General features: G+C 70.5%; 15 protein-coding genes. 11 read left to right on the top strand and 4 right to left on the bottom strand.

Annotated elements, in window-relative coordinates; genetic code table 11:
- Positions 1–41: 41 nt before the first annotated feature.
- Entirely contained in the window at positions 42–1,250 is a 1,209-nt protein-coding gene (locus OG507_RS35570) for an IS30 family transposase (RefSeq protein WP_442811097.1), read from the bottom strand.
- Between the two features lie 340 nt (positions 1,251–1,590).
- Between OG507_RS35570 and OG507_RS35565 the strand changes: the two genes are divergently transcribed.
- The 3 genes from OG507_RS35565 to OG507_RS35555 all read left to right on the top strand — a co-directional run bounded on the left by OG507_RS35565 (position 1,591) and on the right by OG507_RS35555 (position 4,072).
- A complete protein-coding gene (locus OG507_RS35565) occupies positions 1,591–2,418 on the top strand; it encodes a PP2C family protein-serine/threonine phosphatase (protein ID WP_327371206.1) in 828 nt (275 codons plus the stop codon).
- A gap of 95 nt (positions 2,419–2,513) precedes the next feature.
- On the top strand, positions 2,514–3,449 hold the full coding sequence (locus OG507_RS35560; protein ID WP_442811071.1) for an MASE1 domain-containing protein: 936 nt from the start codon (positions 2,514–2,516) through the stop codon (positions 3,447–3,449).
- 128 nt (positions 3,450–3,577) lie between these two features.
- Entirely contained in the window at positions 3,578–4,072 is a 495-nt protein-coding gene (locus OG507_RS35555) for an SRPBCC family protein (protein WP_327371204.1), read from the top strand.
- A 119-nt stretch (positions 4,073–4,191) separates the two neighbouring features.
- Here OG507_RS35555 and OG507_RS35550 read toward each other — a convergent pair whose 3' ends face one another.
- Complete coding sequence (locus OG507_RS35550; RefSeq protein WP_327371203.1) at positions 4,192–5,307, bottom strand: glycerate kinase; 1,116 nt, start codon at positions 5,305–5,307, stop codon at positions 4,192–4,194.
- Between the two features lie 132 nt (positions 5,308–5,439).
- Between OG507_RS35550 and OG507_RS35545 the strand changes: the two genes are divergently transcribed.
- The 5 genes from OG507_RS35545 to OG507_RS35525 all read left to right on the top strand — a co-directional run bounded on the left by OG507_RS35545 (position 5,440) and on the right by OG507_RS35525 (position 9,759).
- Complete coding sequence (locus OG507_RS35545) at positions 5,440–5,934, top strand: NUDIX hydrolase (protein WP_327371202.1); 495 nt, start codon at positions 5,440–5,442, stop codon at positions 5,932–5,934.
- A 169-nt stretch (positions 5,935–6,103) separates the two neighbouring features.
- Positions 6,104–7,312, top strand: a complete 1,209-nt coding sequence (locus OG507_RS35540) for a hypothetical protein (protein WP_442811070.1) — start codon at positions 6,104–6,106, stop codon at positions 7,310–7,312.
- A gap of 95 nt (positions 7,313–7,407) precedes the next feature.
- Complete coding sequence (locus tag OG507_RS35535) at positions 7,408–8,172, top strand: SIR2 family NAD-dependent protein deacylase (RefSeq protein ID WP_327371201.1); 765 nt, start codon at positions 7,408–7,410, stop codon at positions 8,170–8,172.
- Positions 8,173–8,220: 48 nt separating this feature from the next.
- Complete coding sequence (locus tag OG507_RS35530) at positions 8,221–8,874, top strand: class I SAM-dependent methyltransferase (protein ID WP_327371200.1); 654 nt, start codon at positions 8,221–8,223, stop codon at positions 8,872–8,874.
- 300 nt (positions 8,875–9,174) lie between these two features.
- On the top strand, positions 9,175–9,759 hold the full coding sequence (locus OG507_RS35525; RefSeq protein WP_327371199.1) for a TMEM165/GDT1 family protein: 585 nt from the start codon (positions 9,175–9,177) through the stop codon (positions 9,757–9,759).
- Between the two features lie 167 nt (positions 9,760–9,926).
- Here OG507_RS35525 and OG507_RS35520 read toward each other — a convergent pair whose 3' ends face one another.
- Together OG507_RS35520 and OG507_RS35515 are read right to left on the bottom strand one after the other, a co-directional pair.
- A complete protein-coding gene (locus OG507_RS35520; RefSeq protein WP_442811127.1) occupies positions 9,927–10,451 on the bottom strand; it encodes a methylated-DNA--[protein]-cysteine S-methyltransferase in 525 nt (174 codons plus the stop codon).
- Positions 10,452–10,471: 20 nt separating this feature from the next.
- Positions 10,472–11,944: an AlkA N-terminal domain-containing protein gene (locus tag OG507_RS35515; RefSeq protein WP_327371197.1), complete on the bottom strand. Its 1,473-nt coding sequence runs from the start codon at positions 11,942–11,944 to the stop codon at positions 10,472–10,474.
- 157 nt (positions 11,945–12,101) lie between these two features.
- Here OG507_RS35515 and OG507_RS35510 point away from each other — a divergent pair, with 157 nt between their 5' ends.
- From OG507_RS35510 to OG507_RS35500, 3 genes are all read left to right on the top strand, one after another.
- Positions 12,102–12,746 (top strand): choice-of-anchor M domain-containing protein, encoded by a 645-nt coding sequence (locus OG507_RS35510; protein ID WP_327371196.1) that lies wholly within the window; start codon positions 12,102–12,104, stop codon positions 12,744–12,746.
- Positions 12,747–12,874: 128 nt separating this feature from the next.
- The gene (gene rpmF, locus OG507_RS35505; RefSeq protein WP_327371195.1) at positions 12,875–13,045 is read left to right on the top strand and encodes a 50S ribosomal protein L32; all 171 of its coding nucleotides are present in this window, start codon (positions 12,875–12,877) and stop codon (positions 13,043–13,045) included.
- A gap of 4 nt (positions 13,046–13,049) precedes the next feature.
- Positions 13,050–14,222 (top strand): GTP-binding protein, encoded by a 1,173-nt coding sequence (locus OG507_RS35500; RefSeq protein WP_327371194.1) that lies wholly within the window; start codon positions 13,050–13,052, stop codon positions 14,220–14,222.
- Positions 14,223–14,283: the final 61 nt, after the last annotated feature.

Here is a 14,283-nt window from a genome sequence, read left to right as displayed (position 1 = left end):
CCCCAGGGCAGATTCTCGGGGTCCTCGCAACACCTGATGGCTTACGTGGTCGTCAGTAGATCACGCAGACGCTCGGCTGGAGTTTTCCAGCCGAGCGTTTTGCGTGGGCGGCCGTTGAGTTGCTGAGCGACGTGTTCGAGGTCTTCGGGGCTGTGCACGGACAGGTCGGTGCCCTTGGGGAAGTACTGCCGTAGCAGGCCGTTGGTGTTCTCGTTCGATCCGCGCTGCCAGGGTGAGTGCGGGTCGCAGAAGTAGACCGGAACACCGGTGGACACGGTGAACTGCTTGTGCGCGGCCATCTCGCAGCCCTGGTCCCAGGTCAGCGAGCCGCGCAGGTGCTCGGGAAGGGTCTGGATCAGGGGCACCAGCACGTCACGGACTTCCTCGGCGGTGTGCCCGCCGGGCAGGTGGCCGAGCATGACATAGCGGGTGGAGCGCTCGACCAGGGTGACGATCGCGCTCTCGTTGCGGGTGCCGACGATCAGGTCGCCTTCCCAGTGGCCGGGAACCGCCCGGTCTGCGACCTCGGGCGGCCGCTCGGAGATCATCACCATCTCGTCGACGAACCGGCGCGTTCGCTGGTCCGGGCTGCGGTGCGGCTTGCGGCGGGTGCGCCCGGTGCGCAGCGCTGCCGCGACTTCACGGCGCAGTCCGCCACGGGCCTGCACGTAGATCGCCTGGTAGATCGTCTCCGGACTCACGCGCATGCTCTCGTCGTCGGGGAACTCGGTGACCAGAGCGTGACAGATCTGCTCAGGTGACCACTGCTGCTGCAGCTTGTGGGCGACGTAATCACGCAGCGGACCGTCCGTAGCGAGCTTGGACGCCTTGGGCCTCGGACGGCTCTTCGCCCACGCCCGCTGTGCCCGGTGCGGCTGATAGACGCCCTCGACCGAATGGGCGTCGATCTCCCGCTTGACCGTGGAGGCCGGTCGGCTCAGCGCTCGCCCGATCGCCCGCAGCGATTGACCCTCACGACGCAAGTCAGCGATCAACTCCCGCTCCGCCACCGTCAGGAACCGGTGGTGCAGCTCGGCCTCGACCGCCGCAACGGACGGCTCCCGCGATGCGGCACTGGTGGTTGTCACACCGGTCTTGTAATCGATCCGGCGCCCGTCCGGGTGCAGGCGCGCGCCGTTGCTCTTCCTGATACCACGGTCCCAGTCCCGCGCAGTGCGTTCATGGACCCCGACCAGTGCCGCGGCCTCCCGCTGCCGGACCCCGGACGCGCGAAGCCTGTCGTACTCCACTCGCCCCGGATGCCCGGCCGCGCCCGGCTTCCCACGCCCACGCACGCCGGCTTTCCGCGCCCACCCGGCCGCCGTGTGACGGCTCACCCCGACCACCCGAGCAGCCCCCGCGACACTGCCGTTCTCCCGGTCCAGCGCCTCGAAGAACCTCACCTTCAAGCCCTCAAAATCCACGATCCCCGCAACTCCCTGAAGACCAGGGTGTTGCGGGGATCGCTAGAACCCGCCCAGCACCCGGGGCCCTTCTGCGTGTGCCGGTCCTTCTGTGTCAGCCACGTGTCCGGCCTGCGGCGGCGGGCTAAGGTTTCAACAGGGGCGCACCGAAACGCCCGGGAACGTCATGCACCGACACCACAGCGCACCGGACAGCACCCAGGAGCTCCTGATCACCCTCGGGCGCCTGGTCGATCAGGCGTTGGAGAACATCAGGCTCCAGCGGGCCCGGGCAGAGCTGGGCATGGCGCTGCAGCAGCACATGCTCCCCGACTCGCTGCCCGAGTTTCCGGGTATCCGGACCGCGGCCCGGTATTCGCCCTCGCAGGACGGTCTGGCCGTCGGCGGCGACTTCTACGACGCGTTCGCGATGAAGGACGGGGCGGCCGGGATCGCCATCGGTGATGTGCAGGGGCACGGTGTCGAGGCCGCCGCGTTCATGGGTGAGGCCCGTGCCAGTCTCCGGGCCCTCGCCAGCGTCACGGTCGACCCCGGCAAGGTGCTGGCGTGCGCCAACGAACTGCTGATCTCGATGGGCTGTGACCTGTTCACGACCTGCTGTCTGCTGAGCATCGTCCCGCGGACCGGTGAGCTCTGCGTCGCCCGCGCCGGACATGTCCCGATCGTCTGGGGCACCGACGACGGCGACGCGGGCATCTCCCTGGACGCCGGCGGGGTGCCCCTGGGAATTCTGCCGGGCCAGCAGTACCCCGTGACCCATCGGCGGCTGAGGCAGCCCGGGTATCTGGTCCTGGTGACCGACGGGGTCGTGGAAGGGCCGAGGTACGCGATCGACGAAGGGCTGGCCGCGGTGGTCGCCGTGGTCGGTGCTGCGGACGGAGCCGATCCCGGCGAGCTGGCCTCGCGCGTGATCCAGGTGACGGACCTGACCGGTCACGAGGACGACGCCGCCGTCCTCGTCGTCCGCTACGACGGTGTGCCGGACGGCGGCTAGCGGGACATACCTCGTGCCTCGTACGTCCGTTTGATCAAAGTGGCGTCGGCGTGCCTGACCGTTCGCGACGCCCCGACGTGGTGTCTGATGCTGCTGTGGTGGACAGCGCTCGGCTCCGGCAGCACACGACCACGGTCCTGACGTACCTGGCGGTGGTCGTCTGCTACTTCGCGACGGCCCGGCTGGGGCTGCTCCAGCAGCTGGTCCGCGGCCAGGTCACACCGCTGTGGCCGCCGACCGGGATCGCGGTCGCGGCGCTGCTCGTGTTCGGTGTGCCGATCTGGCCCGCGATCGCGCTCGGCGCCCTCACCGTCTTCATCGGGCCTTCCGTGCTGCCCGTACTGGTCATCGCGGCCGGAAACACCCTCTCCCCGCTCTGTTCCTACCTGATACTGCGCCGCGCCGACTTCCACAACGATCTGGACCGCTTACGGGACGCGCTGGCGCTGGTCTTCCTCGGCGCGCTGGGCGGCATGCTGATCAGCGCGACCGTGGGCACCGGCATCCTGGTCCTGGCGGGGGCGCTCCCAGCCAGTGGCTTCTGGCCGACCTGGTCGGTCTGGTGGACGGGCGACGCCATGGGCGTCATGGTCGTCACGCCGTTCCTGCTCGTCCTGCGAAGGTTCCGGTGGCCGCGCGGCATCGGCCTGCCCAGGTGGGCCGAGGCGGCCGCGCTGGTGGCGTGCACGCTGGCCGTCACGCTCGTGGCGACCCAGACGGCCAGAACCTCACTGCTCTTCCTCGTGTTTCCCTTCCTGATCTGGGCCGCCTTCCGCTTCGAGCAGGCCGGCGCCGCGTGCTGCGCGCTGGGCGTGTCCGTCCTCGCGGTCCTCGCCGCCGGGCGGATGACCGGCCCCTTCTCCGACCACGGTCTGCTCACCAACATGATCACGCTCCAGGCGTTCAACGGAGCCACGTCGCTGACAGCTCTGCTCCTAGGGGCGGTCGTCACCGAGCGGAACCGCACCTACCAGGAAATCAAGCGACTCTGTGCGCAACTCTCCGAGAAAGTGGCACATCGGGACATCTGACTCACTCCATCGGCCGTACGGAGCGTGCACATACCCGCGATCCGCAGCAGGCTGAGGGGCGACGGCACCGCGACGAAGGCAACCGGACGCCGAGACTCGGGCGGACGGGCGCCGTAAGAGGTGGAGCCATGCCCCATGTGTCTGCGAATGTCCATGTGTCCCGCCCCGCCGACGAGATCTTCTCGTTCCTCCGGGACCCGCGGAACCTGGCCGTGTGGTCATCGAGCATAGATCAGGTGATCGAGGGCCCGATCAGGACGGAACTCGGCGACGAGTACACCTGTAAGTTCCCTGGCCGACGACGGGCGCACCGCCTCACGTGCACCGCGAGCACGCCCGTCGAGTATCTGGCCTTCCGCGGTGCGCGCATGTGGACCCCGCTCGGCCGCCACTCGCCGGAACTCGAATTCCGGCTGAGTCCGAGCAGGCGGGGAACGATGGTCAACGTCTCGGTCAAGCCGCATCTGGACGGCGGCATGATCATTCTTGCCCCGTTCGTGACGATGGCGTGGCGGCGCGATCTGCCGGTGGAGCTGCGGTGTCTGGCGGAGTTGCTCGCCGATGAGGAGCGGCCTGACGCGGAGGCCGATGACGGGGAGGGGGCGGCGCCCTCCTTGGGGTGACGTGGTGGGGTGGGAGTGCCCCTTCCCGAAACCGGGGATCCGCCCCGGGCTCCGGTCCTCAAACGCCGGACAGGCTGGAATGCACGGCCGTCCGGTGTCCGAGGACCGCTCGCCGCGGGCTACAGCAGGAAGTCGCGCGCGATCGCCTCGGACGCCCGTTCCAGTAGCGGTCCCGCCTGGGCCATGGACACCGCGGGGTCCGGTTCCAGGTCCGTGAGGGCGTACGCGCGGGTGATGCCCGCGCCGGTCAGGGCCTCCGGTGGCAGGGTGAGGCGGCCGCAGACCGCCACGACCTCGACGCCCGCGGCGCGGGCCGCCGCGGCGACGCCTGCCGGGGCCTTGCCGTGGAGGGTCTGCTCGTCGAGGGAACCCTCCCCGGTGATCACCAGGGTGGCGCGTGCCAGCGCGGGGGCGAAGCCAAGGACGTCGAGCATGACCTCGATGCCGGGGCGGAAGCGGGCGCCGAGGGCGACCAGTGCTCCGTAGCCGATGCCGCCCGCCGCGCCTGCGCCGGGCAGCCGGGCGTGGTCCGGGCCCAGGACGGACGCGTAGTGGGCGAGCGCGGCATCGAGGGTCGCGATGTCGTCCTCGGTCGCGCCCTTCTGACGGCCGTAGACCTCCGGGGCGCCCTTCGGGCCCGTCAGCGGGTTGTCCACGTCACTGGCGAGGATCAGGTCCACGTCGGCCATGCGCGGGTCGAGGCCGGACAGGTCCGCCTCGGCCAGGGCTGCGAGGCCGCCTCCACCGGGGCCGACGGGCTTTCCGTCCGCGTCCAGGAAGCGGGCGCCGAGCGCCGTCAGCATGCCCGCGCCGCCGTCCGTGGTCGCGCTGCCGCCGACGCCGAACACGATCGTCCGGGCGCCCGCGTCGAGCGCCGCGGCCAGCAGTTCGCCCGAGCCGTACGTCGTGGCCGTGAGCGGGGCGAACACCCCTGCGGGGAGGTGCTGGAGGCCCGAGGCCTCGGCCATCTCCACCACCGCCGTGGTGTCGCGCAGCGCGTACGCCGCGGTCACCGGATCCCCGAGCGGCCCCGTCACCCGCGCCTCGCGGCGCTCGAACCCGGCGGCAACCGCCGCCGCCACCGTGCCGTCGCCGCCGTCCGCCACGGGCAGGGTCTCCACCCGCACTCCGGGGACGACACGCCGCAGCCCGGCCGTCACCCGCTCCGCGACCTGCACGGCCGTGAGCGAACCCTTGAACTTGTCCGCCGCGACGAGCACGCGTGCGGTCTCCATCACTGCTCCGTCCGCCACCTTGAATCCCTTGCTTTCGAACAGGCAGTCGCGCCGCCCCCGACCCTATCCGCAGCCGATACCCGCTGCCCAGAGCCGTCGTCCGACGGGCTGCGCCCCTACTACGCTGCCCGCGTGACCACCACTGATTACGCCACCTACATCGCGGGGCTCCCCCGCGTACTGGCCGCCGCGGCCACCGTGTTCCGGGACGCCCAGGGGCGAGTGCTGCTCGTAGAGCCCAACTACCGGGACGGCTGGGCGCTGCCCGGCGGAACGGTCGAGTCGGACGAGGGCGAGAGTCCCCGGCAGGCCGCGCGGCGCGAGACGACCGAGGAGATCGGGCTCGACCGGGAGCCGGGGCGGCTGCTCGCGATCGACTGGGCACGCGGCCCGAAGCGGCCACCGATCGCCGCGTATCTGTACGACGGCGGAGTGCTGGCCGAGGCGGAGTTGAAGACGATCCGGCTGCCGGAGGAGGAGCTCCTGTCCTGGCGACTGGTCGAGCGCGACGACCTGGACCGCTATCTGCTCGGCGGTCTCGCACTGCGTCTGAGGGCGGCGCTGGACGTGCTCGACTCCGGTGGCGGCGCGGTGGAGCTGGAGGACGGCCGCCCGGTGGCCGGCTGAGCCACGGACCCGCTCGCGCACGGCCCGTACTCCCGTTGCACACCGCCGTCTTGACAGTTCGTCAGCCAGTAGCCCGGACGACGGCTTCCGGGCACCCGCGTTCATGTGTCATTTGTCCGCAGTGCACGGTCGACCGGCATCATCCGAACTCCACGACAGCGGAGGGATCATGCGTACGCACACGGGACACCTCGGTGGGCTGCCGGCCACGATCGTCGCAGCGTTCGTCTGTACGGCAGTTCTCGCCATGTCATCGACCGCCGCCGCCACCGCGGAACCGGCCGCCGCCCCGGCCGCACACCGCGAGGTGCCGCTGTCGGTCGACGGCGGCGCCTGGCAGTCGGGTCATGTCCAGGGCATGGCCATCGACCGGCGCAAGGGCTTCATGTACTTCTCGATGACCAACCTGCTGGTCAAGACCGACCTCAAGGGCAATCCCGTCGGCTCGGTCACCGGGTTCACCGGCCATCTCGGCGATCTGGACTTCAACGAGAAGGACGGCAGGGTCTACGGCTCCCTGGAGTACAAGGAGGCGAAGTCCTTCTACATCGCGATCCTCGACGTCGACCGCATCACCAGGATGAACATGGACGCCCAGTCCACGGGTGTCGTCTCGACCGTCTACCTCGAAGAGGTGGTGAAGGACTTCACCGCCGACATGAACGGCGACGGCGTCTTCGACGGCGACACGGGCGGTACGCCCGACCACCGCTACGGCTGCAGCGGCATCGACGGCGTCGCGTTCGGCCCGGCCTTCGGCGACCGGCGCGGCAAGCGCGGTGAGCAGCGGCTGACGGTCGCGTACGGCGTGTACGCCAACACGGGCCGCACGGACAACGACCATCAGGTGCTGCTCCAGTACGACATCACGCGGTGGAAGAAGTACGAGCGCCCGCTGACCGAATCCGCCCCGCACACCAGCGGCCCGGCACACGTCGGCGGCAAGTTCTTCGCGTACACCGGGAACACCACGTACGGCGTGCAGAACCTGGAGTACGACGGGTACAGCGGCAACTGGCTGATGGCCGTCTACAAGGGCGCCAAGCCGGGCTTCCCCAACTACTCCGTCTTCGCGCTGGACGGTGCGGGAAAGCCGGTGCGCGGCCCCGTCCGCGGTCAGCAGCGGCCGGAGCGCGGTCTGCTGCTGCCCCTGCTGCGAGAGGGGGCACGCGATGCCGCGACCGGCACGTACGGGTGGCCGGTGCCGGGGCAGTACGGCCAGTACGGGCTGGTCTCGCTCGACGACGGGCGGTTCTACGTCGGGCAGAGCGGCACGGTCCAGGAGGGCGGCGTCACCGAGCAGACCGCCCGCGCCGTGCTGAACACCTGGACGGGTCTGACCCCGTCACCGTTCAGCCCTGTCGGTCCCGCGGCCTGACGGCTTCCCGCGGGCTGCCGGCGCCCGCGAGCCGGACCCCGGCACCGGGGGAAATGGTCTCGCGGGCGGCGGTGGACGCTGCGTACGCTCGTTCCATGACTCTCGTCGCGATCCTCAGCGGCGCCGGTATCTCCACCGACTCCGGCATCCCCGACTACCGCGGGCCCAATGGACTTTGGCGCAAGGACCCGGAGGCCGAGAAGCTCGTCACGTACGACTTCTACATGGCCGATCCGGAGATCCGCCGCCGCTCCTGGCAGATGCGCCGCACCAGCGCGACCTGGGGCGCCGAGCCGAACGCGGCCCACCGTGCGGTGGCGGAGCTGGAGCGGTCCGGCACCCCGGTGCGGGTGATCACCCAGAACGTGGACGGTCTGCATCAGCTGGCAGGTCTTCCCGCCCGCAAGGTCGTCGAACTGCACGGGACCGCGCGCACGGTGGTCTGCACCCGCTGTCATGCCCGCTCCCCGATGGACGAGGCGCTGGCCCGGGTGGAGGCGGGCGAGGCCGACCCGCCGTGCACGGTCTGCGGCGGCATCCTGAAGTCGGCGACGATCATGTTCGGTGAGCGGCTCGATCCGGTGGTGCTGGGCGAGGCGATGTCGATCGCCAAGGCCTGCGAGGTGTTCATCGCGGTCGGTACGACGCTGCAGGTGCAGCCCGCCGCCTCGCTGGCCGGGATCGCGGTGGACAACGGGGCGCGGCTGACCGTGGTGAACGCGGAGCCGACGCCGTACGACGCACTGGCCGACGAAACGATCCGCGAGCCCATCGGTACGGCGCTCCCCGCGCTGCTGAAGCGGCTGAGCTCGGACACGGATACGGGTACGGGCTCCTCCGGTCCTGGCTCCGCGGGCTGAGGGGCCGAGGGGCCCGGGAGTGTCAGAGGGGGGCTGTAGGTTCCCCGCATGACCGAACCTTCCTCCCTCGACTCCACCCGGGCCTCCTACGACACCGTCGCCGTCGACTACGCCGCGCTGTTGGCCGACGAACTGACGGACAAGCCCTACGACCGCGCCATGCTGACCGCCTTCGCCGATCTCGTGAAGGCGGGCGGCGGCGGGCGGGTGGGCGATCTCGGCTGCGGACCGGGCCGCGTCACGGTCCATCTGCGCGATCTCGGGCTGACCGCGTTCGGCATCGATCTGTCGCCGGGCATGATCGCGGTGGCCCGCCGGACGTATCCGGACCTCACGTTCGACGAGGGGTCGATGACCGCTCTGGATCTGGCGGACGGCAGTCTGGCCGGTGCGCTCGCCTGGTACTCCCTCGTCCACACACCGCCGGAGCAACTGCCGGACATTTTCGCCGAGTTCCACCGTGTGCTGGCCCCCGGCGGCCATCTGCTGATGGCTTTCAAGGTCGGTGCCGAGTGCGTGCGTCTGGAGCAGGCGTACGGTCACACGGTGGCGCTGGACGTCTACCGGTTCCCGCCCGACGACGTGGCCGAGCTGCTGGTGAAGACCGGGTTCCGGGTACAGGCCCGGCTGGTCCGCGAGGCTGACTCGCGGGAGGGCACCCCGCAGGCCTTCCTGCTGATGGTCAAGCCCATGGCTCCGTAACGGGCCCACCGCCGGACAGGGGCCCCGGATCGAACATTTGCGCTGCCCCCGTCGGTCGTGGGGTAGAGTGGATGGCTGCGAAGGGGAGTAGCCCCGAAAACCGGTCGTCGACACACTGGAGCCCCCGGGTTCCCGGTGGCCGGGCCCGTGGATCGTCACGGGCGGGCGAGACCTTCGGTCAGGTATGACACGCCCGCGCCCGTGGGCGCTGACGTCATGCCGGGCCGAGTGGTCCTCCGGACAGCCCGAGTGGCGCTTCGCGAAGGCCCGGGGCCCGGCTCTCACAGAAAGCCACCCGGAATGCACCTCGACCCCCTGGCGATTCTCACCGCCTTCGGGCTGATCTTCCTCGCGGAACTCCCGGACAAGACGATGTTCGCGTCGCTGGCCATGGGCACCCGCATGCGGCCGCTGTATGTCTGGTTCGGCACGTCGTCCGCGTTCATCGTGCACGTCGCCATCGCCGTCGGGGCGGGCAGCCTGATCGGGCTGCTGCCCGACTGGACCGTCAAGCTCGTCTCGGCCTCCCTCTTCGCGTTCGGCGCGTTCATGCTGCTGCGCAACGGCGGCGGCGGGGACGGCGACGAGGCAGGCACCAGGACGGTGACCGGCTTCTGGCCGGTCTACTCGACCGCTTTTATGGCGGTCTTCATCAGCGAGTGGGGCGATCTCACCCAGATCACCACGGCCAGTCTGGCCGCGAGCAACGGCACCTGGTCCACGGCGATCGGGTCCGCGGCCGCGCTGATGTCCGTCTCGGCACTGGCCCTGCTCGCGGGGCGGTTCATCGCGAAGCGGGTGCCGCTCAGGACGGTTCAGCGGATCGGCGGGCTCTGCATGCTGGGGCTGGCGGTCTGGACCCTCGTGGAGATCTTCACCGGCTGACGTCTCCGCCGAATCGGCGCGGCTTGCGGACGGGCTCGGGATGTGGTCTTCCCGAGCCCGTCTTCGTCTCCTTCGCGCTCTTCGTCTTCGTCGCGTTCTTCGTGTTCGTCGTGTTCTTCGTGTTCGTCGTGTTCTTCGTGTTCGTCGTGTTCTTCGCGCGGGCGGCGTCAGAAGAGCGCCGGGGCGTCGTCCTGCGTACCGTTCTCGAAGGCCAGCAGCCGCTGCTTGCGGTCGAGCCCACCGCCGTAGCCGGTGAGGCTGCCCGAGGCGCCGATGACACGGTGGCAGGGGACGATGATGCCCACCGGATTCTTGCCGTTGGCGAGGCCCACCGCCCGTGAGGCGCCGGGTTTGCCGAGGATTTCGGCCAGTTCGCCGTACGAGCGGGTCTCGCCGTACGGAATCCGCTGGAGCTGCGCCCAGACGCTGCGCTGGAACGGGGTGCCATCCAGATGCAGCGGCAGGTCGAACTCGCGCAGTTCACCGGTGAAGTAGGCGTCGAGCTGGCGGATCGTCTCGGTGAAGGGACGTGGGTCCGGGTCGCCGAAGGTCTCCTCGGGCGGGCGGTGGCGCTGGCCGGTCATGTAGAGGCCCGCGAGGACGCCGTCGGTGGCGACGAGGGTGAGCGGACCGTACGGACTGTCGACGACCGTGTGCTGCCGGGTCGCCTCGCGCGTATGCGTCGCGGTAATGACTGGACTTCCCAACTCTCTCATGCGGGCAGGTGGTTGATGGGGTGATCGTCCACGGTCCAGAGGTACTGGACCGCGTACGCCCGCCAGGGACGCCAGGCCGCCGCGCGGGCGGTGAGCGCTGCGGGCGTCGACGGGAGGTCGAGCTCCACGGCCGCGCGCCGGATGCCGAGGTCGGTGGGGAGGAAGGCGTCCGGGTCGCCGAGCGCCCGCATCGCGATCACCTCGACGGTCCAGGGACCGAAGCCCGGCAGGGCGGTCAGTTCGGCCCGGGTCTTCTCCCAGTCGCTGTCGGTGCCGAGGCGCAGTGAGCCGTCGGTGAGTGCGCCGAGGAGTGTGGTGAGGGTGGTGCGGCGGCTGCGCGGGAGGGCGAGCTGTTCGGGGTCGAGCCCGGCGAGGGCCCCGGGGGTCGGGAAGAGGTGGGTGAGGCCGCCCTCCGGGTCGTCGACGGGGAGGCCGTGGGCGGTGACCAGACGGGCCGCGTGGGTGCGGGCGGCCGCGGTCGAGACCTGCTGGCCGAGCACCGCCCGTACGGCGAATTCAGCACCGTCGACGGTACGCGGCACCCGCCGGCCCGGCGCCTTGTCGACCAGGGGGGCGAGCAGCGGATCGGCGCGCAGCTGTTCGTCGACGGCCACCGGGTCGGCGTCCAGGTCGAGCAGCCAGCGGCAGCGGCTGATCGCGAGGGTGAGGTCGCGCGGATCGGTGAGGGAGAGCCTGCAGGCGACGTGGTCGGGGTGCGGGGTGAGGGCGACGATGCCGTGTCCGTAGCGGAGGGTGAGCGTGCGGCGGTAGGCGCCGTCGCGCCACTCCTCGACGCCGGGGACGGCGGTGGCGGCGAGGTGGCCGAAGAGGTTGGTGGGGTTGAGCGGGGCCCGGTACGGCAGTCGCAGCGCGATCACGCCCGGAGTGGGTGACGGTGCCGTGGACCGGGCGGCGCGGCTGCGCAGCTCGCCCGGTGCGAGTGCGAAGACCTCACGGACGGTGTCGTTGAAGGTACGGATCGAGGAGAACCCGGCGGCGAACGCGACCTCGGCCATGGGGAGTCCGGTCGTCTCGATGAGCAGTCGCGCGGTCTGGGCGCGCTGCGCCCGGGCGAGGGCGAGCGGGCCGGCGCCCAGCTCGGCGAGGAGCTGGCGTTCGATCTGCCGTGCGGAGTAGCCCAGCCGGGCGGCGAGGCCGGGGACGCCCTCGCGGTCGACGACCCCGTCCCGGATCAGCCGCATAGCGCGGGCGACGGAGTCGGCGCGCGCGTTCCACTCCGGGGAGCCGGGGCTGGTGTCGGGGCGGCAGCGCTTGCAGGCCCGGAATCCGGCCTGCTGGCAGGCGGCGGCGCTTGGGTAGAAGGTCATGTTCTCGACCTTGGGCGGTACGACGGGGCAGCTGGGCCGGCAGTAGATCCGGGTGGTCAGGACCGCCGTGAAGAACCAGCCGTCGAAGCGGGCGTCCTTCGACCGGACGGCCCGCACGCAGCGCTCGGTGTCGGTGTACATGGCTCAAGCATCGGCCACCGGGCACCCGGGGGCTGGCGGGAATCCGACATCAAGCTTGCGCTGCCAGGAACTCGGCCGCCCGCCTTGGAAGTTTATTGAATATGATTTTCATTTTGTATAGCGTGAGCATGTCCACTTCACCTCACCAGGAGGTTCGATGTCCGCCACCCTGACGCGCGCCATACTCTTCTCCGGCGCGGTCGCCGCCACGATCGGACTGGCCGCCGCCCCGGCCCAGGCCGTCCCGGTCACACTCTCCGAGGGCCATGTCGATGTCGTCGACATCGCATACGAGGGCGGCACGCTCGAACTCGGCCTGCACGACGAGACCGGCACCACCCCGGTCGAGCGCGACCCCGCCGAAGTCACCCTGCACGTCAGGCCCGAGGCCGAGACGACCGTGCCCGGCATCGCCGCCTACTCGTTCCTCGGCTCCCCCGGCGACCCGGTGTGGATCCTGCCGCAGACCCAGAACACCGATCTGCTGTACGCCGGCTGGGCCGCGCACGAGGTCCCGGCCGGCGCCTTCCGTAACGACTCCGTACAGCTGAAGCTGACCGCGGTCAGCGGCCCGGCCGATGTGAGCGTGTACGACGTCAGCCAGGGAACCCCCACCAAGCGGTTCGACAGCGGTGACGGGCTCCCCGACACCGTGACCGTCCCCGCGGGAACCCACCACCACACCAACTGGGCCTTCGAGGCCGAGGGCGACTACACCCTCACCTTCCAGGCCACCGGCGAGCTCATCAATGGCACGACCGTGAACTCCGCACCCGTGACCTACCACTTCACGGTCGGCTGACCCCTCCCACCCCGGCGGGCGGCTCCTGAGACGTCAGGCGCCGCCCGCCTTCCGGCGCGCTCCACACTTGGTAATGGAATCCATTTTCATGTAACTTTTGAGCCCGCCCATCGAACCAGGAGACCGACATGGCCGTTCCCAAGCGGAAGATGTCCCGCAGCAACACCCGTCACCGCCGCGCCCAGTGGAAGGCCGTCACCCCGCAACTGGTGCCGGTCACCGTCGACGGCGCCACCTATCGCGTACCGCAGCGGCTGGCCAAGGCCTACGAGCGCGGGCTGCTGCGCCCCGAGGGCTGAGCGCATGACGCACGACCGACTGCCCGTGACCGTCCTGTCCGGCTTCCTCGGCGCCGGCAAGACCACTCTGCTCAACCATGTGCTCGCCAACCGCGAGGGCCTGCGCGTCGCGGTGATCGTCAATGACATGAGCGAGGTCAATATCGACGCCGCGCTCGTGCGCGGTGGCGAGGCGGCTCTGTCGCGCACCGAGGAACGTCTGGTCGAGATGACCAACGGCTGCATCTGCTGCACCTTGCGCGACGATCTGCTGGAGGAGGTCGACCGTCTCGCCCGCGAGGGCCGTTTCGACCACCTCCTCATCGAGTCGAGCGGCATCTCCGAACCGATGCCCGTCGCGGCCACCTTCGCCTTCCCCCGCGACGACGGCGCCACCCTCGGCGATCTCGCCCGCCTCGACACCATGGTCACCGTCGTCGACGCCGCGAACTTCCTCCCGGAATTCCAGGGCGGCGACGGGCTGGCCGAGCGCGGGCTCGACCAGTACGAGGACGACGAACGCACCGTCAGCGACCTGCTCATGGACCAGATCGAATTCGCCGACGTCATCGTCCTCAACAAGCTCGACCTGGTCGACGCGGATGCCGCGGCCCGGCTCCGGGCGGCCCTCACCCGGCTCAACCCGGTGGCCCGGATCGTGCCCGCCCTGCACGGGCGGGTGGACCTCGGCGAGGTGCTCGGCACGGGGCTGTTCGACCTGGAGCGGGCCCAGCAGGCCCCCGGCTGGGTGCGGGAGATCAACGGCGACCATGTGCCGGAGACCGAGGAGTACGGCATCTCCAGCACCGTCTTTCGATCCGGACTCCCCTTCCACCCGGGCCGGTTGTGGTCCTTCGTCACCGAGGGGCTCGACAGCGGGGACTTCGGGCAGATCCTGCGCTCCAAGGGCTTCTTCTGGCTGGCCTGCCGGCCGGGGGTGACCGGCCTGTGGTCGCAGGCCGGAGCCGTCGCGCGCTTCGAGCCCTCCGGAGCTCGGGACGCGGACACCTGCCAGGGGCAGGAGCTGGTGTTCATCGGCACGGAACTGCGCGCCGAGGCCCTGCGGGCGGCCCTGGCGGGCTGTCTCATGGCCGAGGGCGAGGCCCTCCCGTCCGTCGACCCGTTCCCCGTATGGGACACGCACGGCATCGACGACGCCTGCGAGCACGAGCATCCCGGACTCGTGGCTCAGGTCTGAGAGCCGCACATGGCGCAGCCCCGGTGACCGACTCCCGGTCACCGGGGCTGCGCCATGTCGT

It is taken from the genome of Streptomyces sp. NBC_01217, from assembly GCF_035994185.1.
GTDB lineage: Bacteria > Actinomycetota > Actinomycetes > Streptomycetales > Streptomycetaceae > Streptomyces.
This window is presented reverse-complemented; position numbering and strand designations above follow the sequence as displayed.

Bases quoted from the DNA above. Each gene is read 5' to 3' on its own strand.
- OG507_RS35565 (WP_327371206.1), top strand. From the start codon at position 1,591: ATGCACCGACACCACAGCGCACCGGACAGCACCCAGGAGCTCCTGATC.
- OG507_RS35555 (WP_327371204.1), top strand. From the start codon at position 3,578: ATGCCCCATGTGTCTGCGAATGTCCATGTGTCCCGCCCCGCCGACGAG.
- OG507_RS35550 (WP_327371203.1), bottom strand. From the start codon at position 5,307: ATGGAGACCGCACGCGTGCTCGTCGCGGCGGACAAGTTCAAGGGTTCG.
- OG507_RS35540 (WP_442811070.1), top strand. From the start codon at position 6,104: ATGCGTACGCACACGGGACACCTCGGTGGGCTGCCGGCCACGATCGTC.
- OG507_RS35535 (WP_327371201.1), top strand. From the start codon at position 7,408: ATGACTCTCGTCGCGATCCTCAGCGGCGCCGGTATCTCCACCGACTCC.
- OG507_RS35530 (WP_327371200.1), top strand. From the start codon at position 8,221: ATGACCGAACCTTCCTCCCTCGACTCCACCCGGGCCTCCTACGACACC.
- OG507_RS35525 (WP_327371199.1), top strand. From the start codon at position 9,175: ATGCACCTCGACCCCCTGGCGATTCTCACCGCCTTCGGGCTGATCTTC.
- OG507_RS35515 (WP_327371197.1), bottom strand. From the start codon at position 11,944: ATGTACACCGACACCGAGCGCTGCGTGCGGGCCGTCCGGTCGAAGGAC.
- OG507_RS35510 (WP_327371196.1), top strand. From the start codon at position 12,102: ATGTCCGCCACCCTGACGCGCGCCATACTCTTCTCCGGCGCGGTCGCC.
- rpmF (WP_327371195.1), top strand. From the start codon at position 12,875: ATGGCCGTTCCCAAGCGGAAGATGTCCCGCAGCAACACCCGTCACCGC.
- OG507_RS35500 (WP_327371194.1), top strand. From the start codon at position 13,050: ATGACGCACGACCGACTGCCCGTGACCGTCCTGTCCGGCTTCCTCGGC.